The 19268-nt window shown below is 44.1% G+C and carries 20 protein-coding genes; 9 read left to right on the top strand and 11 right to left on the bottom strand.

Translation table 11 applies throughout. The features are described from left to right. Positions 1–197 precede the first annotated feature (197 nt). Positions 198–485 carry a hypothetical protein gene (locus MTF70_RS05050; RefSeq protein ID WP_025768597.1) on the top strand — a complete coding sequence of 96 codons (288 nt, stop codon included), beginning with the start codon at positions 198–200 and terminating at the stop codon, positions 483–485. 70 nt (positions 486–555) lie between these two features. Here the strand turns inward: MTF70_RS05050 and lafA are convergent, their stop codons facing one another. From lafA to MTF70_RS05005, 9 genes are all read right to left on the bottom strand, one after another. Next, a complete protein-coding gene (gene lafA, locus MTF70_RS05045) occupies positions 556–1407 on the bottom strand; it encodes a lateral flagellin LafA (RefSeq protein WP_005375019.1) in 852 nt (283 codons plus the stop codon). Between the two features lie 301 nt (positions 1408–1708). Next, positions 1709–2479 (bottom strand): EAL domain-containing protein, encoded by a 771-nt coding sequence (locus MTF70_RS05040; RefSeq protein ID WP_017633491.1) that lies wholly within the window; start codon positions 2477–2479, stop codon positions 1709–1711. Between the two features lie 19 nt (positions 2480–2498). Then, entirely contained in the window at positions 2499–4589 is a 2091-nt protein-coding gene (gene flhA / locus MTF70_RS05035) for a flagellar biosynthesis protein FlhA (protein WP_005386867.1), read from the bottom strand. 31 nt (positions 4590–4620) lie between these two features. Beyond that, positions 4621–5748, bottom strand: a complete 1128-nt coding sequence (gene flhB / locus MTF70_RS05030; RefSeq protein ID WP_005375025.1) for a flagellar biosynthesis protein FlhB — start codon at positions 5746–5748, stop codon at positions 4621–4623. Next, positions 5745–6521 carry a flagellar biosynthetic protein FliR gene (gene fliR / locus MTF70_RS05025; RefSeq protein ID WP_005375027.1) on the bottom strand — a complete coding sequence of 259 codons (777 nt, stop codon included), beginning with the start codon at positions 6519–6521 and terminating at the stop codon, positions 5745–5747. The genes flhB and fliR overlap by 4 nt, the downstream gene beginning before the upstream one ends. After that, the gene (fliQ, locus tag MTF70_RS05020; RefSeq protein WP_005375036.1) at positions 6521–6790 is read right to left on the bottom strand and encodes a flagellar biosynthesis protein FliQ; all 270 of its coding nucleotides are present in this window, start codon (positions 6788–6790) and stop codon (positions 6521–6523) included. The genes fliR and fliQ overlap by 1 nt, the downstream gene beginning before the upstream one ends. Positions 6791–6802: 12 nt before the next feature. Then, positions 6803–7561 (bottom strand): flagellar type III secretion system pore protein FliP, encoded by a 759-nt coding sequence (gene fliP, locus MTF70_RS05015; protein ID WP_005375037.1) that lies wholly within the window; start codon positions 7559–7561, stop codon positions 6803–6805. An 18-nt stretch (positions 7562–7579) separates the two neighbouring features. After that, positions 7580–7951, bottom strand: coding sequence for a flagellar motor switch protein FliN (gene fliN / locus MTF70_RS05010; protein ID WP_005375038.1), 372 nt, complete (start codon positions 7949–7951; stop codon positions 7580–7582). After that, positions 7948–8766 (bottom strand): flagellar motor switch protein FliM, encoded by an 819-nt coding sequence (locus tag MTF70_RS05005; protein WP_005375039.1) that lies wholly within the window; start codon positions 8764–8766, stop codon positions 7948–7950. Before MTF70_RS05005 ends, fliN begins: the two co-directional genes overlap by 4 nt. A 379-nt stretch (positions 8767–9145) precedes the next feature. Between MTF70_RS05005 and MTF70_RS05000 the strand changes: the two genes are divergently transcribed. From MTF70_RS05000 to fliJ, 8 genes are read left to right on the top strand one after another with little or no spacing between them, the layout of a single operon-like run. Continuing rightward, the gene (locus MTF70_RS05000; RefSeq protein ID WP_205461254.1) at positions 9146–10165 is read left to right on the top strand and encodes an OmpA family protein; all 1020 of its coding nucleotides are present in this window, start codon (positions 9146–9148) and stop codon (positions 10163–10165) included. Further along, positions 10165–11496, top strand: a complete 1332-nt coding sequence (locus tag MTF70_RS04995; protein ID WP_017820535.1) for a sigma-54 dependent transcriptional regulator — start codon at positions 10165–10167, stop codon at positions 11494–11496. Before MTF70_RS05000 ends, MTF70_RS04995 begins: the two co-directional genes overlap by 1 nt. Before the next feature lie 15 nt (positions 11497–11511). Then, positions 11512–11868, top strand: a complete 357-nt coding sequence (gene fliE, locus MTF70_RS04990) for a flagellar hook-basal body complex protein FliE (RefSeq protein WP_005375045.1) — start codon at positions 11512–11514, stop codon at positions 11866–11868. 3 nt (positions 11869–11871) lie between these two features. Beyond that, complete coding sequence (gene fliF, locus MTF70_RS04985) at positions 11872–13623, top strand: flagellar basal-body MS-ring/collar protein FliF (protein ID WP_005384024.1); 1752 nt, start codon at positions 11872–11874, stop codon at positions 13621–13623. Then, on the top strand, positions 13592–14605 hold the full coding sequence (locus tag MTF70_RS04980) for a flagellar motor switch protein FliG (RefSeq protein ID WP_005375048.1): 1014 nt from the start codon (positions 13592–13594) through the stop codon (positions 14603–14605). The genes fliF and MTF70_RS04980 overlap by 32 nt, the downstream gene beginning before the upstream one ends. 4 nt (positions 14606–14609) lie before the next feature. Further along, complete coding sequence (fliH, locus tag MTF70_RS04975) at positions 14610–15365, top strand: flagellar assembly protein FliH (protein WP_005375050.1); 756 nt, start codon at positions 14610–14612, stop codon at positions 15363–15365. Then, on the top strand, positions 15358–16704 hold the full coding sequence (fliI, locus tag MTF70_RS04970; protein WP_005375057.1) for a flagellar protein export ATPase FliI: 1347 nt from the start codon (positions 15358–15360) through the stop codon (positions 16702–16704). The genes fliH and fliI overlap by 8 nt, the downstream gene beginning before the upstream one ends. A 24-nt stretch (positions 16705–16728) precedes the next feature. Continuing rightward, entirely contained in the window at positions 16729–17169 is a 441-nt protein-coding gene (gene fliJ / locus MTF70_RS04965; protein WP_017820533.1) for a flagellar export protein FliJ, read from the top strand. Positions 17170–17185: 16 nt separating this feature from the next. On the opposite strand, the gene MTF70_RS04960 is transcribed toward fliJ, so the two are convergent. Continuing rightward, complete coding sequence (locus MTF70_RS04960) at positions 17186–18244, bottom strand: serine protease (RefSeq protein ID WP_025768593.1); 1059 nt, start codon at positions 18242–18244, stop codon at positions 17186–17188. 73 nt (positions 18245–18317) lie between these two features. Then, positions 18318–19211, bottom strand: a complete 894-nt coding sequence (locus MTF70_RS04955; protein WP_005384012.1) for a LysR substrate-binding domain-containing protein — start codon at positions 19209–19211, stop codon at positions 18318–18320. Positions 19212–19268: the final 57 nt, after the last annotated feature.

Here is a 19268-nt window from a genome sequence, read left to right as displayed (position 1 = left end):
AGAAAATATTTAATTGTATTGACGGTTCTAATTAGGAGAGATGTTTTAATTAGACGTTATATTCAGCCTTTACTTCAGCTTGATTCAGATAATTCTTACAGAGTGCATTAATTGCGTTCTGATATTATTTTTGATAGTGCGATGTGCAAGTGTTCTCACTAAAAATTAAATTTTTTACGTTTCAAAGAATGTCAGTTATGAATGAATTTGCGTTACGATTGATGAAATGTGCTCGTGCATATGAAGAGTTCATTAACAAAAAACTATTAAGTAAACAGAGCATCAATTCTGATGAGATAGCTAGTATCTTAAAGGAAGCTAAGTTCAATTTTCCTGAGCTTAGAGATAGTAAAATAGGAAGTAAATTAGAGACGATAGAATTAGAACTGTTTAATAAGGTTTTATTCAATATTATGTTGAAGTTCGGATTCAGAGTGCCTGAACCTCACAAAGATAATACGAGCTCTATTTATATTCGTAGATAAAAATAAAGCCTTCCATAGGAAGGCTTTATAATTAAGACGATTTAAATTAAGCGCACTATTAACTAAGTAATTAGCGTAGTAGTGACATTGCCATGCTTGGAAGCTGGTTAGTTTGAGACAGAACAGTTGTACCTGCTTGCATCAACATTTGGTTCTTAGTCATGTTTGAAGACTCTACTGCAAAGTCTGTATCCATGATACGACCTTTAGATGCTGTAACGTTTTCTACCATGTTACCAAGGTTAGCCATAGTGTGCTCAAGACGGTTGATGTTCGCACCGAAGTCTGCACGAGAGCTACCAATTTTTTCTACTAGACCGTCAGCGCCGCTGATTTTGTCTAGTGCTGCTTTTGCTTTAGTCGCGTCATCGATACCATCTGTAATTGCTGCATCAGCAAGAATAGTAGTGATTTCACCGATACCTGCGCTTGCGCTTACAGTCAATGTTTCAGCAGAAGATGCACCGATTTGGAATGTTACGTCACCTGCACCGAAGCCGCCGCCTTTAAGAAGGTTTTGACCACCGAACTTAGTGTTGTCTACGATGTTGTTTAGTTCTGCAGTAAGCTGTGTGAACTCTTTGTTAAGAGACGCACGGTCTGTTGCACTGTTTGAACCGTTCAACGATTGTGTAGCAAGGTCGTTCATACGGTAAACGATGTTTGTCATTTCATCCATCGCACCTTCAGCAGTTTGCATCATAGAGATGCCGTCTTGTGCGTTACGCATTGCTACTGACATGCCGCGTGTTTGCGCTTCTAGACGGTTAGCAATTTGAAGACCAGCAGCGTCATCAGCAGCTGAGTTCACACGGTAGCCTGTGCTTAGACGTTCCATTGCTGTGTTTAGAAGTCCGCTTGTTGTGTTCATTGTGTTTTGAGTTACAAGCGAAGCGTAGTTAGTGTGCATTGATAAAGCCATCTTAGTCTCCTTAGTTAGTCACTATATCTTTCAGGCCTCGGGATATTCCCTTGTCACTAACTAGAGGCGGTCGGTCGGCTTTAATGATTAATTTGAAAATTAAAAAATTTCTAAAAAAGATAAAAATTGATGATTTTTAGTGATTTGTATTCCATGAAAACCGGGAAAATCATCATATAAGCCTAAATTTTTTAGTTAAGTTAAAGAAACTATTGCCCAATGATCTTGTGGTTATCCGTTATAAATAAAAAAACAGCACGAATAAATCGTGCTGTTTTAAATATAAATGGTTGAGTTTCAACTATTCCTCATCAAAAGACTGAAAGGAGAGAGAGGTTGGGATATCGCTGAAATAACCAAAATAATAACTGGCACCCAATAAACGATAGCGGTTAAGTTCCGTTTGACTCGCTACACGTCCGGCAACCCAAGTATATTTATGCTTTCTTAAGAACTTAGCAATAGGTAGGAAAGCGTGTCTTTCTTCTTTATCCTCTAGTGTGACTGACAATTTGATCATATCGGGACTAAAGTCTGCGACGCGCTCGAAGTTCACTTGCGATGTCGCGACTTCAAACCAAAGTGAATATGCATTCTCTTTTAACTTTTTGGTGAGTGTGGCGACTTTATCACTATCACATAACGTTTCATCAGCTTGAAGAGAAGGAATCACATGTTGAAAAGCAGAAGAGTGGAATTGAATCGTCTGTTCGAGAAAATAAACCCCAGGCTCCCAAAGTAATGCATCCACGCGAATCGGCACGACAACATTACTAATCAAGTCGTGATGAAAGGCTTCTAACTGAAATTGTGTTTGTCTTAGTGCAAGGTAAAGACTGAACAAATCCAGGCAGTACTGCATTTGTTCAGAGAGTTTGAATTGATAGACACTTTGTTCTCCACGCATACCAAATCTCAACGTCAGGTGTTGGAATTCTACTTCTCCTGATTGAGCTTCCCTAATTGCTTGGCATGCGTGTTGGACATCATTGTGTTTTAAAGCATCAAAGACTAATTGATCGTCATCCGTGACGATGTGTTGTACTGCGAGACCAACCAAATGTTCGTACATCGCATGTGTTGAAATAAGATTAACCAAGGTTTCCTACCACATTGATTTGTTTGTTTTCTGGGATTTCGTTGTAAGACAATACTGCCAGCCCTTGTGTAAATGTGCGAGCGTAACGCGCTAGAAGAGGGCGCAGCTGTGGCATAACGAGAAGGATCGGAGGTAGCCCCTGTTGTTTAAGCTGTTGTCTAATCAATGGCAAGTTTTGTTGGAACTGACCAAGAATGTTTGGCTCAATTGGGAAGCTATCTAGTGTTACCGTACCAGAAGATTGTGCTTGTTGCAGTGAAGTTAGTAGCATTTGTTCTAACTCATCAGACAGTGCGTAGACATTTAATTCGTTCTTTTGTCCTGCAATTAAGTTAACAAGCGTACGCTTTAGTGCACAGCGTACATCAGATGCAAGTAGGATCGGGTCCTTTGTATTTTCCGCGGATTCCAACATTGTGTTGGCAATCGTGCGAATATCTTTTAGTGGCACTTGGTCCAATAAAAGCTGGCGATATACTTTCAGCTGCTGTGCTGGATTAAGTGCTGCTGCTAATGCTTCTGCTAGTTTCGGGGCTTGTTGTGTCAAACGCTGGGTTATTGCTTCCACATCGTCGTGCGTAAACAATTCTGCAAGGTTTGTCTTCATGATTTTACTAATATGAGTGGCAATAACAGTGCCATCATCGACAACTTGGTAACCCATATTAAGTGCTTTTGCTTTATCTTGATGCTCAATCCACACAGCTGGCAACTGATAAGCAGGATCGCTACCCAAAATGCCATCTACCTCACCGTAAGTTTCGCCAACCGCTATCGCCATTAAACGCTCTGGTTCAATAAAACCTTGCTCAATGACTTCGCCATTTAGAGAAATTGTGTATTGGTTTGGCTTGAGGCTCAGATTGTCACGAATACGAACTTCAGGTAATAAAAAGCCAACTTGTTCAGAAAGGTTTCGACGCACACCGCGAATTCGTTGTGATAAAGGTGCCCCTTGTTCTTTGTTGACTAGATGGACGAGTCGGTAACCAAGCGCAAGTGATAATGTTTGGACGTGAGGAATATCATCCCATGTCAGCGGTGTATCATCGTCTTGCATCGCTTGTGAAAGTGCTTCGACCTCTTCAATCTGGGAGTCTTGCACTGGCTTCTTGGTTTGACGCCACCCTGCGAACGCTAATGCGCCAGAAAACGCAAAAAAGGCTAGGTGTGGCATACCCGGTACCATACCGATTACCGCCATAATACCTGCGACAGTAAATAGCGTTGCAGGAGTTGCCAGTAATTGCTTTTGCATGGTTTCCGACATGCCATTATCGCTATCATTAATTCGCGTAACGATAATCGCGGCAGCCGTTGCCAATAGTAGTGAAGGAATTTGAGCAACTAGACCATCACCGATTGTGAGTAGGGCATAAGTTTTAAAGGCGTCAGACGCAGCGAGTCCATGCTCGAAGACACCAATACTAATACCACCAATGATATTGATAAACAGAATCAACAAACCTGCGATGGCATCGCCACGCACAAACTTTGATGCACCATCCATCGAACCATGAAAATCGGCTTCGTTGGCGACTTCTTTACGGCGTAAGCGAGCCGTTTCCTGATCGATAAGGCCAGCGTTTAAGTCGGCATCAATTGCCATTTGTTTGCCTGGTAAAGCATCCAACGTAAAGCGGGCTGAAACCTCAGAAATACGTTCACCACCTTTGGTGATTACGACGAAGTTGATGATCATCAAGATGACAAACACCACCATACCAACGACGTAGTTACCGCCAATGACGACTTCACCGAATGCTTGAATGACCTTACCCGCTGCGTCACCACCATTATGTCCTTCTAGGAGTACAATTCGCGTAGAAGCCACGTTCAATGTGAGACGTAATAATGTTGCGACCAGCAAAATAGTTGGAAAAACAGAGAAATCTAATGGTCGCTTTGCGGTTGTGCTGACCAGCAATACTAGGATTGCTAAGACGATATTAAAGGTAAACAGCGCATCCAGTAGCAGAGGAGGCAAAGGAAGAATCACCATTGCTAATATCATTAGCAAGACGATTGGAATGCCAACGTAGCCTTTGGTTGATGTTTGAAGTTGTTTTAACCGGTTAAGCATACTTTCGTGTCCTTGGATAAACGCGGGTTAATCAGTGCTGCAAATGTTTTGGAATCGAAAAATGAGGTAAAGGAATTGGCTCTTTTCCCTCACCTTTACGAAAGGCTTTCAATTGCAAAACGTAAGTAAGAATATGTGCCACTGCGATGTACAGTTGGCTTGGGATTGCTTGTTCAATCGCCGTCGTGTGATAAATCGAACGGGTAAGTGGCGGGGAGTTAATGATTTCCACTTTGTTTTCTCGGGCGATACGTTGAATGTGCATAGCGGTTTCGTCTACACCTTTTGCGACGACAAAGGGCGCGTCAGAAAGTGAAGGCTCGTATTTCAGTGCGACTGCATAGTGCGTTGGGTTAGTGATGATCACGTCAGCCGTCGGCACCATTTTATCGATCTTACGGCGCGCAAACTGTTGCTGTATTTGACGAATACGTTGCTTTACTTCCGGACGACCTTCATTATTTTTAAATTCCTCTTTCAATTCTTGTTTCGTCATGCGGAGTTCTTTTAGGTGTTCCCAACGCTGATAAGGAATGTCGATAACCCCAAATAACAACAAGGCGAAGCCCATTAAGAGTAAGCCTTCAAACAGAATTGACATTACTAGAGAAAAACCTTGGCTGAGCGGGAGATTTTGCATGCCAAGTAATGGCTGTAAGTGGTTGTCTAAATAGCCATATAAGATGCCGAATATCACGGCTACTTTGAACGTTGACTTTAAGAGCTCAACCACTGAGCGGGTCGAAAAAATGCGCTTTATCCCGCTCAAAGGATTAATTTTGCTCAGCTTTGGCATCACGTTCGCGGGACGGAACATCCAGCCGCCTAGCACAAGGCTACTACCACAGGTCACGATAATAATGACGGTAAACAATGGTAATAGCATGTCTATGATGACCGCTAAACTTTGTCCCAATTGCTCGACAAGTTGTTTAGGATTTTCTAGGTCGGCTCGCGTCAGCATCATGTTGTAGCGAAAGATACCCGACATGCTTTCCCAAATACTATTAAGCTGAGAGTAAAAGTAGAGCGCCACCGCTAGAAATATCACCGCAGTAGTAAACTCTTTCGCGCGAGGAATTTGTCCTTCCTGGCGGGCTTTCTTTACCTTCTGCGGTGAGGCTTTTTCAGTTTTGTCTTGAGAAGATTGATCGCTCATGCTCCCCCCAACATAAAGTTACTCAAGTGTCTAATGGTGTCGTGAACGAGCGCCGTGTAGCGACCAGGAACACCAGAAACTGAGATTAATACGCTGAATAGACCCAGCAGCATCGTCATAGGAAAACCTAACGCATAGACATTAAGTGATGGTGCGGCTCGGTTCATTACACCAAAACTGATGTTGGCTAGAAGCATGGAAACAATAGCGGGTAAAGCCAAAGCTAGTGAAGAGGCAAACATCCAACCGAAAATATTGACAACACCTTGCAGAGAAAGCGATGTGATACCAGATCCGACTGGCCAAACAACAAAGCTTTGAATCACGATATCTATGACGAGTAAGTGTCCTTCTAGCGCAAGAAACAACAAGGTTGAGAAAATCAGAAATATGCGTCCCAAAATGGCGACAGAAAGCCCGTTAATAGGATCATTCATCATCGCCATACCTAAGCCCATTTGCAGAGAAATCACCTGACCAAGCATGGTGAAAACGTTAAAGAGCATGTGCAAAATTAACCCAAACATTACCCCCCAAATAGCTTGCTCAAAAGCAAGGAACAGGGAAGTCATAGAGAATAATTCGACTTGTGGCATTGGTGGCATTAACGGTCCAGTAATGACAACGATCGAGAGGGCCAGTAAAGTACGAACCCAAACAGGAATAATTGCATCACCAAAGAAAGGCATTGAAATAAATACGGCTCCCACACGAAAAAACGGCCACCAGAGTTGACCGAGTATCGCCGAGAGCTCTGCAAATGTGATGGCCATTAGCCAATCATCCCTGGTATGTTGTGGAACAAGAAATCAAACAGTTCCATGATCTTACGGAGCATCCAGTGACCTGCAAAAATCACCATTAATAAGGTAACGAGCAAACGTGGCAAAAAGCTGAGTGTTTGCTCGTTGATTTGTGTGGCAGCCTGAAATACGGCGATACACAAACCGACAATTAAGCCTGGAACAACCAATACGGCAACCATCAAAATGATCAGCCATACTGCATCGGAAAATAACGTTACGGTTAGTTCTGGGGTCATAACTGCTCCTAGTTAACCGAAGCTGGCAGATAAGGTGCCAACTGTCATTGCCCAACCATCCACGAGTACAAATACCACCAACTTAAAGGGAAGTGAGACAATTAAAGGTGATAGCATCATCATACCCATTGCCATCAGGACACTGGCGACAACCAAGTCGATGACCAAAAACGGGATGAAAAGCATAAAACCAATTTGGAAGGCGGTTTTTAGTTCACTAATGACAAATGCAGGCAAGACGACGGCAAATGAAATATCCTCAACGTTTTGGTCGAGAGGCTCATTGGCAATACGTAACATTTGTTCAAGAGAGCTTTGGTGCGTCTGTGCCAGCATGAACTCTCTCACTGGTTTCTCTGCAACAGAAAAAGCCTGTATTAGCGTGATTTCGCCGTTGTCGTATGGCTGAAACGCATTTTCATAAATATCGCTCCAGACAGGGCGCATAATCAGCAACGTCAATGCGAGAGCGATCCCGACCAACACTCTATTAGGTGGGCTTTGTTGAAGACCAAGAGCTTGGCGCAAAATCGCAAGGACAACGACAATTCGAGTAAAGCTCGTCGCCATCAAAATAAATGCTGGAAGAAAACTGAGCGCCGTCATCAACAACAGAATTTGCAGTTTAACGCTGTATTCTTGTTGTGTGTCGCCATCAGAAACGGACAAGATAGTTAAGCCGTTGTCAGCCGCCATTGTTGGGAAAGCAAACAAAAGTGACACCAATACCAAAAGAGGTAACCAACGGTGCCAAGCGCTCAGATTTTTCATTGTGATGCCTACCTAAGATTATTGACCAACGCCACTCAATGCAGAGTCATGTACATCGATCAGACGAAGTCCATACTTATCATTGACAACGACAACTTCAGCGTGGCCCATAAGAGAACCGTTTACTTTCACGTCTAAAGGCTCGCCATTGAGCTTTTCCAACTCGATAACCGTGCCTTCACCCGCTTTCATTAAGTCCCCAAGTGGGATCTCCTTACTCGCAACTTCCAGCGTGACTGTGACAGGAATGCTTTTGAAAAAGCTAAGGTCACGTTCCGCAGTGGCTGGTTCTTGTTGGAGCGTATCTTCGGCTTCAAAGTCTTCTAATTGAAAATCATCAAAGTTCAGTTCTTCTGCGTCGAATGCATTAGTTTCTAGCGCTTCGCTCATCGCTGCGGTTCCTTATCAGGGTTAAAGATCAAAACAAGTTGGCCGTCTTGCTCGGCAATACGACCTGTAAATAGAGATTGGTTGCCAATGCTTACTGGAACCGTGTTAAGAAGCTCAATAGGTAAAATATCGTTGGGTTGTAAGCCAACCACATCACTTAAAGGCATCTTCTTTTTACTTAGAACAACGTTCAGTCGAACGGGGGTCGTCTCTAAAGAACGACAGAAAGGTTGAAACAAATCGGTATCAGGCTGCAGTTCAAGCTGCTCGATTAGCGTTTGAATAAGATGACCATCTAGCTTGAGATGAATTGAGCCTTGATGATCGTCAAACGCAATGTTTAATTGAACGTTAATGCCAATACCTCTAGGGGTCTCATACTCACCCGTGTCCCACATTTCACCAGGAGCAAGCCAACCGATGATGATTCGACTGATGCGCTCTTGTAAACGTAAGTCACTGGCCGTCAGAGTAGCGGCTGAGCGCTCTGCACTTGCACCATAAAATCTATCAGCCAACTTTATGAGCGTGTGAGGGTTACCATGGATGAATACCATGCCGCCTTCCTGATGTTGATAGGTCGACGTTTGCTCTTTGTCCATCTCAACCGATGTAAAGCGGTGCAAGTCTACTGAGGTTAAGCTAGCTTCCACTTTTCCTGTGCTGAGCCAATTTTGTAATTCAGTCGTAAGGTTTGAGCAAGATTCTGAAATTAAATTATCGAGCTTCTCACGAATGATATGAATAGGTTTGCCTAATAATTCTACATCAAGTAGTTGACTATCAGAAATAGGCTCGCTAACTCTATTTTCCATTTATATTTTACCGTGCGTTAACAATCGAAAGTGTTTTAACTTAATGGCGTGTAGTCTACACAGAAATTTTAATGATCTTTTAGCTCCAAACTCTAAGATTGTGACTTTAGTTCACATGTTGCTTTGTTCATATAGTCATAATCTTTTAATGAAATTTAAAAAGAGTTAGTTTTCTTTATAAATCGCTTAATAAATAAAATAACAATGTTGAGCGGTTTAGTTGTTATAGATTTTTTAAATTGCCTTTGTGGCGTAACAACAACTTCAAATAAATAAATTATAAGATACTGTTTTTTATGCTTAAAGCTTCCACTGGAGGCTAAGCGTGCTCTCTTGAGCGTTTTGTAACCAATTTTAATATTCAGAATAGGTAATTAAAATGATTAGCTATGCCAGTTCTCTCGGCTTGGTGGCATATTTAATTAAACGGTTTAAGTCATGGGAATGTAAGATATACATGAATTATGTCCGTTTGATAATTTGTAACACAATTATTGTTATCAGTTTTATTCTTTCAAAAGTGTCATATTCAGAAGAAGTCTTAACAATCCCTATGGACCTCTCTAAATGGACATATGAGGGAAATAAATTCAAATGCAACTTGTTGCAATCAAATAATGACTATGGGAAGTTTTATTTCCTAGCGGAACCTAATAATAAATTCTATTTTATTTCCGACATAGAATATGAAAACAATAAATGGAAAACGATTGCTTTAACAACTCAAAATGCTCCTTGGAGTGATGAGCTTTATAGAAAAGAGTTTGACTCCCTTGAATTTACTAAGCCGTCTCAGCGTTTCATCTTTAATAAAGGCGCTGAAGAATTCATGGATTCAATTGCTTCGGGTAGTTGGGTGACGCTGTCACTTAAAGGAAGTAATGCTTCCTCTGTTTCAGAGATTGTGATTCCTACTCTTCAAATTCAAAACGCATTGAAATCATTTAATGCGTGTCGCGCGCGATTGCCTAAATTGTCTTTTTCAGAGGCAAGGGATATGGCGCTCTCATTTGAGTTTGGTCAGAAGACGTTAAGTCGTGGACAGAAAGTAACACTAGAAGCGCTGTATAGCTATGTATCTGTGGATGATCGAGTGACCAAAATCCTCATCGACGGTCACACCGATAACGTTGGTTCAAGTTTAACGAACCTTTCTGTGTCACGTACTCGAGCAGAGCAAGTCACCAATGCTTTGATTGAGCTTGGGGTCGACGAGTCGATGATCGAAACACGAGCTCATGGTTCACGTTACCCAATTGCCAGCAATAACTCGGTTAATGGCCAAGCAAAAAACCGACGTGTCACCCTGCGTTTAGTGAGGGACAACGAGTATACGGCTACGAAACACCACCCAGCTCTACAATCACAAAATCAACAAACGAAAGTTAAGGTTCAATGATGACGAAAACGAAAATTTTGTTGGTTGAGCCAAATGAAGCTCTTGCTCAACCAGTATTGGATGTGTTGCAAAATGCAGGTTACACCGCGAAACACACTCGTACTGGTCGAGGCGCTTTGCTTGAAGAGCGAGCAGAAATCACTTTAGTGAGCTCTACGCTGCCGGATATGTGTGTTCGTGAGTTTGTCGCGTGTCACCAAAAGCAGCGAAATTCGGGTGTTGTTATTGCGATTGTCGATCAAGAACAAGGCATCTTGGCTGCTGAAACGATGAAAGCGGGCGCTACTGATTATCTATTACGCCCATTTGAATCTAATCAGTTGGTTAATCTGCTTAAACGTGTTGAAGCGTTAGGTAAGCCAATGGCCAACATTGTTGCGGAGTCTTGGAGAAGCAAACAAGTTCTGCAATTGGCGCATCGTGCAGCATGTACTAACGCGAGTGTGCTTATTACAGGTGAATCGGGAACGGGTAAAGAAGTGCTGGCGCGATATGTGCATGAGCACTCTCCGCGTATCAATGGTCCATTTGTGGCGGTTAACTGCGCCGCCATTCCAGAGTCAATGTTAGAGGCTGTGCTATTCGGTCATGTAAAAGGCGCGTTCACCGGAGCGACAAATTCTCAAAGCGGTAAGTTTGAAGAAGCAAATGGCGGGACGATTCTGCTTGACGAGATTGGTGAAATGTCACCTGCGGTTCAAGCGAAATTGTTACGCGTCCTTCAAGAGCGTGAAGTAGAACGTGTTGGTAGCCATAAAGCCGTTCAGCTCGATATTCGTGTTATTGCGGCAACCAACAAAGACTTACGTGAGGAAGTTCAAAAAGGCACGTTCCGTGAAGATCTTTATTATCGATTAGATGTGCTGCCTCTGCACTGGCCGCCTTTGCGTGAAAGAAAAGAGGACATTCTACCAATTAGCCAATTCTTTATTGAAAAGTATCAAGATAGCAGCCGCTGTCACCTATCCCAAGATGCGATTAGTGCGCTGAGTCAGTATCACTGGCCGGGCAATATTCGTGAGTTGGAAAATGTCATTCAACGCGCTTTGGTCATGCGTCATGGTGATTACATTACAGCCCATGACCTGATGCTGCCTATTGAGCTTGTCGCGTCAGTTCCTACAGCAGAGCCAACTGCAAGTTTTGGTCATGTAGAAGCGAAGAAGCAAGCTGAATATCAGTTTATTTTGGAAAAGTTACGTCAGTTTGGTGGAAACCGAACGAAAACCGCAAACGCGCTTGGAGTCTCTACTCGAGCGCTACGCTACAAGCTCGCAGCAATGCGAGAACATGGTATTGATTTACAGTCGGCACTAGGCTCGGCTGCCTAATAGGAGAAAAAATAGATGGCAAGTCAACCTACTCATGCGGTCTCGGCAGAGCAACTTATGTTGTCAAAAATGCAGGCGATGCAGGCACAAGTGCAGCCGCCAGAGTTTATCGTGAGTGCAAATCCTTTAGATCAACAATCACTAAACGCACCTTTATCGTTCTCACAAGCGATGACAAATGTGTTGGATACAGTGAATCAACATCAATCAGTGGCTAGTCAAAAAATGACGGCCGTAGAAACAGGAAAAAGTGATGACCTAGTTGGTGCAATGGTCGCGAGCCAAAAAGCCAGCTTGTCCTTTAATGCTTTGATGCAAGTGCGCAACAAAGTCGTGACCTCATTTGAAGATATTATGAAGATGCCGGTGTAATTCATGTCAGAACTAACCCCCCAAGTCGCCGGAAACACAGCTATGGCTACCGGCACAGCACAGACATTTTCTACTGCCAACGGCATGGACGATGTGACAACGAAGCTGAAGCAAATCTGGTCTAGCAGTCAGAGAAACTTAGTGCTATCTGCGGTGTTAGCTGCGATTGTTGCAGCGATTATTGTGGTTGCACTATGGAGTTCCTCGCAGAGCTTTCGTCCGCTCTATAGCCAGCAAGAGCGTTTTGATATCGGCGAAATTGTGTCGGTATTAGAAAGCGAAGGCGTAAGCTACCGCATGCAAGAGCAAAATGGACAAGTTCTTGTACCAGAAGGTGAGGTTGCGAAGGTGCGCATGTTGCTTGCATCAAAAGGTGTTAAAGCTAAGCTGCCGACAGGTTTGGATTCGCTCAAGGAAGATAGCTCTCTTGGTACGAGCCAATTTATGGAAACAGCGCGTTATCGTCATGGTTTAGAAGGTGAGTTAGTACGTACTATCATGTCTTTGAACTCAGTAGCGAACGCGCGTGTTCATTTAGCAATACCTCGTCAAACTCTATTCGTCCGCCAAAACAGTGAGAATCCTTCAGCATCTGTCATGCTTGAGCTCAAACCTGGTGAAGACTTAAAGCCTGAACAAGTTGAAGCGATCATTAACCTAGTGGTCGGCAGTGTCACGGCAATGAAGCCAGAATTTGTTTCTGTCATTGACCAGTATGGCCGTCTTCTTAGTGCGGATGTCGCTTCTGCGGAAGCTGGTAAAGTAAATGCGAAATATCTTGAATACCAGAAGAGTGTTGAAAAACAGATCATCCAACGCGCAGCAGATATGCTTACGCCGATTGTGGGGCCGAGTAACTTCCGAGTACAAGTCGCTGCCGATCTGGACTTTAGCCAAGTTGAAGAAACACAAGAAATTTTGGATAACGCACCGGTTGTGCGTAATGAGCACACCATTCATAACAACTCGGTTGATCAAATTGCGTTGGGTGTTCCTGGTTCTCTAAGTAACCAACCGCCAGTGACAGGATCTGGTGAAGTGGAAACGAACGATAGCCAAAACACGAATGCGCGATCTGAAGTGAATCGTCAATATGCTGTAGGTAGTAGTGTTCGTCGTACTCAATACCAACAAGGCCAAATAGAAAAGCTTAGTGTCTCGGTTCTGTTGAACTCCAAAGCTTCGCCAGATGGTGTGGCGTGGAGTGAAGCCGATAAAGAGCAAATCTCAAACATGATCATGGATGCTGTTGGTATCTCTGCCACACGAGGTGACAGCTTAAGTTTAATGAGTTTCAACTTCACCCCAATCGAAATTGATGCTCCTCCTGCACTGCCGTGGTGGCAAGACCCTACAGTACAGCAGCCAATACGCTACGTTATTGGTGGCTTGTTAGGCTTGGCGATGATCTTCTTCGTACTGCGTCCATTAATCATGCACCTAACTGGCGTTGATAAACCTGTGCCTGAGCTAAATTTTGCTGAGCCTCAGGAAGAACCTGACTACGAAAACTTGCAAACGCGTGAAGAACGCGAGCATGAAGAAGTACTTGATCGCCGCCTATCTGAAAAAGGCATCTCAGCCTCTTCAGGTTTAGATGTAAACAGCGACATGCTACCACCAGCAGGTTCGCCATTAGAAATTCAATTGAAACACCTACAGCTTATTGCTAATGAAGAGCCAGAGCGCGTAGCCGAAATACTGAAACAATGGGTAAACATCAATGAACACAGTTCTATCAAAGCAGACGCTTAGTTATGTTGAACAAACCGCGCTCGTGCTATTAGGCATGGGCGAGGATGCCGCAGCGAAGGTTTTGCAACACTTTAGCCGTGATGAAACCCAGCGTGTGACTCGTGCAATGGCGAAGTTAAATGGCATTAAGAGCGATTCTGCTCGTGGTGTTATTCAAACTTTCTTTGAAGATTTTCGTGAGCACAGCGGTATTCGAGGAGCCTCGAAGGAATACCTATCTAATACATTGCGTAAAGCATTGGGTAACGATTTGGCAAAAGGGTTATTGAATACCTTATATGGCGATGAAATTCGCAACAATATGCAGCGCTTACAGTGGGTGGAAGCAGAAACTCTCGCTCGTTTCATTGTGAACGAGCACCCACAAATGCAAGCAATTTTTCTAGCGTATTTGCCAGCAGACAGCTCTTCAGCGGTATTGAAGCACTTGCCACAAGATTACCATGACGAAATCTTGTTCCGTATTGCTCAATTGCAAGATATCGATCATCAAGTTGCTGTTGATTTGCATGAACTCGTTGAGCGTTGCATCGAAAAAGTATCCGCAAGTCAAAGCACGCCGTTATCAGGTGTTAAGCAAGCTGCAGATATCATTAACCGCTTTGAAGGTGACCGTGGTTCATTGATGGAAATGCTGAAGTTGCATGATGAAGATGTTGTTAATGCAATCGAAGAAAACATGTTCGACTTTATGGTTCTTGGCCGACAACGCGAAGAAACCATGGACATGTTGGTGCAGCAAATCCCGCTAGAGTTGTGGGCAGTCGCGCTAAAAGGTTCCGATATTACCTTACAGCAAGCTATTAAGCGTTCAATGCCGCAACGTATGGTGAAAGCGCTAGAAGATGATATGGACGCACGCGGCGCTGTTGCGTTAAGTCGAGTTCAAAAAGCACGTCAAGACATCATGCAAATGGTACGTGAGCTGGATGAATCTGGTGAAGTTCAGCTGCTTCTCTATGAAGAGCCAACGGTGGAGTAAGGTCATGCTAGAGACAAAATCAAGTACTATGCGATTGCCTCCGAGCGGGTATCGTTTACACCGTTTTCCGCCTTTAGCGCAACCTAAGACTATCGAAGACGAATTCGGGCTAGATAACCAAGGCTGGCAAGAACCTCAAATAGATATCCAACAGCAACTTGAAGAAGGTTTTCAACAAGGTTTGCAACAAGGACATGAGGAAGGCTTACGCCAAGGTATCGAACAGGGCAAGCAACAAGGTCTGTTGGAAGGCCAAAAAGAAGGTTTCCAAAAAGGCTTTGTTTCCGGTGAGCAGTCTGGAAAGCAAGGCTTTTTGGAGGCGGCGAAGCCTGTCAATGAACTTTTTCACGCCCTTTCTCGTTGGCAAGATGAAAAAGAACAGCAACAACGCCATATGATTTGTGAACTGGTACAAAAGGTAGCTCAGCAAGTGATTCGTGCCGAGCTCACTTTAATGCCTCAGCAGATCCTAGCTTTGGTGGACGAGACATTGTCTGCCATGCCTGGTAAAGCGGAAACAGTAACTGTGCATTTAAATCCGCAAGATTTAGAGCGCATTACTCACATCAATGCTGATTTGCCGCAATCTTGGAAACTGGTCCCTAATACGGAGCTTCCTATTGGTGGCTGTCAGTTAGTGACTGATGACGCAGAAGCGGATGCGAGCTGCGACTCTCGTTTGGAAGCCTGTATGGACAATGTAAAGCAACACCTTTTGGATGAAGTCAGTATTCCACAGGTAGAGTCTGAGCATGAGTAATACCCTAAGCCATGAACTATTAAGTGAGCGTTTGAGCGAAGCCTTGGCTTCGCTTGATTCAATCCCTGTAGCCCGCGTAACAGGGCGGTTGATAAAAGTAAACGGCTTAATGTTACAAGCCGTAGGGTGTCGGTTTAAGCTTGAGCAGCGTTGTCTCGTAGAAACCGCGGAAGGCGATATGATCGAAGCGCAAGTTGTGGGCTTTGAACACACTATTGCTTACCTCATGCCTATCCGCCGTTTAGGTGGTCTGTTTGCAGGTGCAAAAGTCATCCCTCTTGATGGTGACAGTACCGTGCAGCTAAGCTCTCAGTGGTTAGGACGCGTACTGAATGGTTTAGGTGAGCCGTTAGATGACGGGGCACCGCTTAAGGGGGGAGATCGAGTTTCACTTGAACCAAAACCGATTAACCCACTGAAGCGACGCCCAGTTGATACACCACTCAACGTAGGCGTGCGAGCGATTAATGGACTATTGACGGTAGGCAAAGGCCAACGTATTGGTTTGATGGCTGGCAGTGGCGTCGGTAAAAGTGTGTTAATGGGGATGATCACCAAAAACACGGAGGCCGATGTAATTGTGGTCGGGCTTATCGGTGAGCGAGGCAGAGAAGTACGTGAGTTCATCGAGAGAAACTTAACCCCAGAAGCGCGCAAGAAAGCGATCATTATCGCGGCTCCTGCTGATGAATCCCCGCTAATGAGGTTAAGAGCGACATTACTTTGTCATCGCGTTTCAGAGTATTTCCGAGACCAAGGCAAAGACGTTCTACTTCTGATGGACTCTCTAACCCGATACGCCATGGCACAGCGCGAAATCGCTCTTTCGCTCGGTGAGCCTCCAGCTTCTCGTGGTTATCCGCCCTCAGTCTTCAGCGTGTTACCTCAACTCTTAGAGCGAGCGGGTAACAGTGAAAATCAACATGGTAGCTTAACGGCAATTTACACCGTATTGGCAGAAGGGGACGACCAACAAGATCCTGTCGTGGATTCCGCGCGCGCCATCTTAGATGGGCATGTCGTTTTATCGCGTCAACTGGCTGAGCAAGGGCATTATCCCGCGATAGATATCAACGCGTCTATTAGCCGTTGTATGAATACTTGTACGCAGGACGCACACAGCACGATTGCGAATAACTTCCGTCAAATGTACTCCAACTACCTTCAGGTTAAAGAGTTACTGCCATTAGGGGGTTATCAACCAGGACAAGATCCTGAGTTAGATCAATCTGTTGCTATGTATCCAAATTTGCGTGCATATCTACAACAAGCTGCCAACGAGTCTGTAGATTACCCAACCAGTTTGACCGAGCTCGCGCAGCTTTTTCAAAGTGCTTAATCAAATGGGAGTGACAAGGCTGAAATGAAATCCAAGTTAAAAGCCGTAGGCAAGTTACAGCAAATGGAAGAAAAACAGCGTGACCGTGTGGGTCAACAACTTGATGCCATGCGTCAGCGTCACTCCCATCTTTCAATGCAATTGGAACAGTTGTCGGCGTTGAAAGGCCACGCTGGACAATCAACCCGAACCGGCCCGACGCTGACGAGCGCGGCTTTGATGAACTTTAATCGTGTTGACCAAATGCTACAAAGAATGCTTCGTCACCACGAGCAAGAGCAAGCCGTTATGCAAGCGGAATGTGCATCTGTACAGAAAACGCTAGAACACAAGCACGCACGCGTTCAAGGGTTAGAAAAAGTGCTTGATCGTTGGCGTACTAAGCAGAACTATGAAAAAGCGAAAAAAGAGCAAAAGATGATTGAAGACATCATTAACTCTCGCGTTAAGCGTAAGATATTATGATGTCTTGTTGACGCTACTAGGAGCGCGAATAATTTCTGCGGTGTCTTAGCCAACCAAACCAGCCTCCAAGCATGATCAACCCTGATCCGAGAGCACCGCCGCCACTGCTGCCGTTGTTACCAAAGCCAGATGTGTTGGTATCGACAGGCTCAAAGCCAGAGTCCCCTTCGCTATGATAATCTTCCGAACTTGCTAAGAGGGCGTTATAACTGGTTTTTACACCTGAGCTGGTTTGGGTCTCAATCCATGTTGCATAGTTCAAAATCTCGGTAAACACACTTGGAATCGCAGCGGATTCGCAAACTGAAGAACCGTAGCTCACAATGCCAATTTGCTGATACATGCCATTATTGTCTTGATAGGTGAGAGGACCGCCTGAGTCACCACGACAGATACCAGTGTAGCTTCGTTCAGGAAATCCATTCGCACATAAACTTTCCTGAGCGTTAAACCCTGTTACCAACGAAGCGCATTGGGTGTCGGTAAGGGGTTTTACTTCTGCCCAGCGTAAATAGTTAGGGGGGCTTTCATCATTGGTTGAGGTCTGACCTAAACCGAATATCTGATAAACTGACTTGCTGCTGTAGTCTCCAAAGTCTTGCGGTAAAGTGATGGATTGGACGTTATCGGTGATAGGTCTAGTCAATTCAAGGACAGCGATGTCATTAATCCATAAATCGCTAGGCACATAATCAGGATGAATCGTGATAGAGCGAACATCTTTGAATTCTTCAACAAACACGTCATTCATCGTAGGGTTTTTGACTAACACTCGTAGGTCGTTGATTGTCCAGCCGTCAGTAAAAACGCTTGGTTCTACGCAGTGAGCCGCAGTTAAAATGAAGCGGTCGTTTACAATGGTTCCCCCACAAATATTGGCAAACTGATTAGCGCCAGTTTTATGTAGAATAAGACGTGCAAAAAAAGGAAGTTGGTTTTGGGTAGCCTGCTGACCCCCAATAATTGCCGTGGAGATCCCTTGTTCTGAAAGGCGGTTATCATTTTCTACTTCAGCGGTCGTACTCAAAGATACTGCAAAACAGAGTGCGCTTAGCCATATTTGATACTGCTTCATAAACCATCCTTGGATGAAAAGTGCTCTTCTAACTTTATACTAGTTTTTCAGTGAATGTGCTTAACAAAAGTTTCTAATAGTTGAATGATTGTTGTAGCCAAGATCGCAACAGATGAAACGATTCAAGCTTTAGCTTGTGTGGCGGGCATACAAAGTAAAGCTGTTGATGAGGATTAATGACGGGTTCACCCAGCTCGATTAGCTGACCATATTTGATGTCATCCTTCACAAACAAGCGATGAGTGACCAATAACCCCAAACGACGAGTTGTGGCCTGGACGGCTTGTATCGACATGTTAAAAGTGATTGGTTTTTTATTTTTAGGTCGCTGGATACTCGTCGCGTCCAGCCACACGTTCCAGTCATTTTTTCTTCGTTCGTTAGTAACTTCAATGATGGGATACTGCTTTAAGAGTTGAGTGATGTTTGAGTCCTTGGTCTTCGCTATCAATTCAGGACTGCACACCAAAACCAGTTCATCTTCACTGAGCTTTTCGCAGTAGTAATCCTGCCATTCTTCGGGATTTCCATGCACCAAGGCCGCGTCGATACCTTCTTGTTCTAAATTGAATCTGCCAGACAGGTTTGATAAACGAACGTCTAATTGAGGAGCAAACCCTTGTAAATCTGACATTCGAGGAATCCACCAGTGAAGAGCCAATGAATTCACCATATTGAGCGTAACACGCTGCAAGTTCTGATCTTGGATGAGTGCTTCCGTTGCATCGACAATTTGCTCTAAAGCGGGTGCCACCTTCCTGTAATACTTTTTACCGTCCGCGTTGAGTTGAACTTGTCTGCCTATGCGATCAAATAGAGGCTTGTTGACTTGACTCTCCAGCGATTTAATTGCCTGACTTACGGCTGAGTGGCTCACACTTAATATCTGTGCTGCTTCTGTCATGCTGCCAGACTCAGCTACTGCAACAAATGCGTAGATGGACTTTAAGGGGACTAGTTTCCGCATAATTTAAAAACCGTAGCTGGTGATAGATAAGTTAAACTGTAAGTTTTTCTTACATCA

Source organism: Vibrio sp. 2CM40D, from assembly GCF_023161825.1.
Classification (GTDB): domain Bacteria; phylum Pseudomonadota; class Gammaproteobacteria; order Enterobacterales; family Vibrionaceae; genus Vibrio; species Vibrio alginolyticus.
Note: the sequence above shows the minus strand (reverse complement) of the source record. Positions and strands in the feature narration are given on the sequence as shown.

Excerpts from the sequence above, each read along its gene's own strand:
- MTF70_RS04955 (WP_005384012.1), bottom strand. The coding sequence starts at position 19,211 with ATGCGGAAACTAGTCCCCTTAAAGTCCATCTACGCATTTGTTGCAGTA.
- fliN (WP_005375038.1), bottom strand. The coding sequence starts at position 7,951 with ATGAGCGAAGCGCTAGAAACTAATGCATTCGACGCAGAAGAACTGAAC.
- MTF70_RS05005 (WP_005375039.1), bottom strand. The coding sequence starts at position 8,766 with ATGGAAAATAGAGTTAGCGAGCCTATTTCTGATAGTCAACTACTTGAT.
- MTF70_RS05040 (WP_017633491.1), bottom strand. The coding sequence starts at position 2,479 with ATGTACGAACATTTGGTTGGTCTCGCAGTACAACACATCGTCACGGAT.
- fliQ (WP_005375036.1), bottom strand. The coding sequence starts at position 6,790 with ATGACCCCAGAACTAACCGTAACGTTATTTTCCGATGCAGTATGGCTG.
- fliJ (WP_017820533.1), top strand. The coding sequence starts at position 16,729 with ATGAAATCCAAGTTAAAAGCCGTAGGCAAGTTACAGCAAATGGAAGAA.
- MTF70_RS05000 (WP_205461254.1), top strand. The coding sequence starts at position 9,146 with ATGATTAGCTATGCCAGTTCTCTCGGCTTGGTGGCATATTTAATTAAA.
- flhB (WP_005375025.1), bottom strand. The coding sequence starts at position 5,748 with ATGAGCGATCAATCTTCTCAAGACAAAACTGAAAAAGCCTCACCGCAG.
- MTF70_RS04960 (WP_025768593.1), bottom strand. The coding sequence starts at position 18,244 with ATGAAGCAGTATCAAATATGGCTAAGCGCACTCTGTTTTGCAGTATCT.
- fliR (WP_005375027.1), bottom strand. The coding sequence starts at position 6,521 with ATGGCCATCACATTTGCAGAGCTCTCGGCGATACTCGGTCAACTCTGG.
- flhA (WP_005386867.1), bottom strand. The coding sequence starts at position 4,589 with ATGCTTAACCGGTTAAAACAACTTCAAACATCAACCAAAGGCTACGTT.
- fliH (WP_005375050.1), top strand. The coding sequence starts at position 14,610 with ATGCTAGAGACAAAATCAAGTACTATGCGATTGCCTCCGAGCGGGTAT.
- fliE (WP_005375045.1), top strand. The coding sequence starts at position 11,512 with ATGGCAAGTCAACCTACTCATGCGGTCTCGGCAGAGCAACTTATGTTG.
- fliP (WP_005375037.1), bottom strand. The coding sequence starts at position 7,561 with ATGAAAAATCTGAGCGCTTGGCACCGTTGGTTACCTCTTTTGGTATTG.
- MTF70_RS04995 (WP_017820535.1), top strand. The coding sequence starts at position 10,165 with ATGACGAAAACGAAAATTTTGTTGGTTGAGCCAAATGAAGCTCTTGCT.
- MTF70_RS05050 (WP_025768597.1), top strand. The coding sequence starts at position 198 with ATGAATGAATTTGCGTTACGATTGATGAAATGTGCTCGTGCATATGAA.
- lafA (WP_005375019.1), bottom strand. The coding sequence starts at position 1,407 with ATGGCTTTATCAATGCACACTAACTACGCTTCGCTTGTAACTCAAAAC.
- fliF (WP_005384024.1), top strand. The coding sequence starts at position 11,872 with ATGTCAGAACTAACCCCCCAAGTCGCCGGAAACACAGCTATGGCTACC.
- fliI (WP_005375057.1), top strand. The coding sequence starts at position 15,358 with ATGAGTAATACCCTAAGCCATGAACTATTAAGTGAGCGTTTGAGCGAA.
- MTF70_RS04980 (WP_005375048.1), top strand. The coding sequence starts at position 13,592 with ATGAACACAGTTCTATCAAAGCAGACGCTTAGTTATGTTGAACAAACC.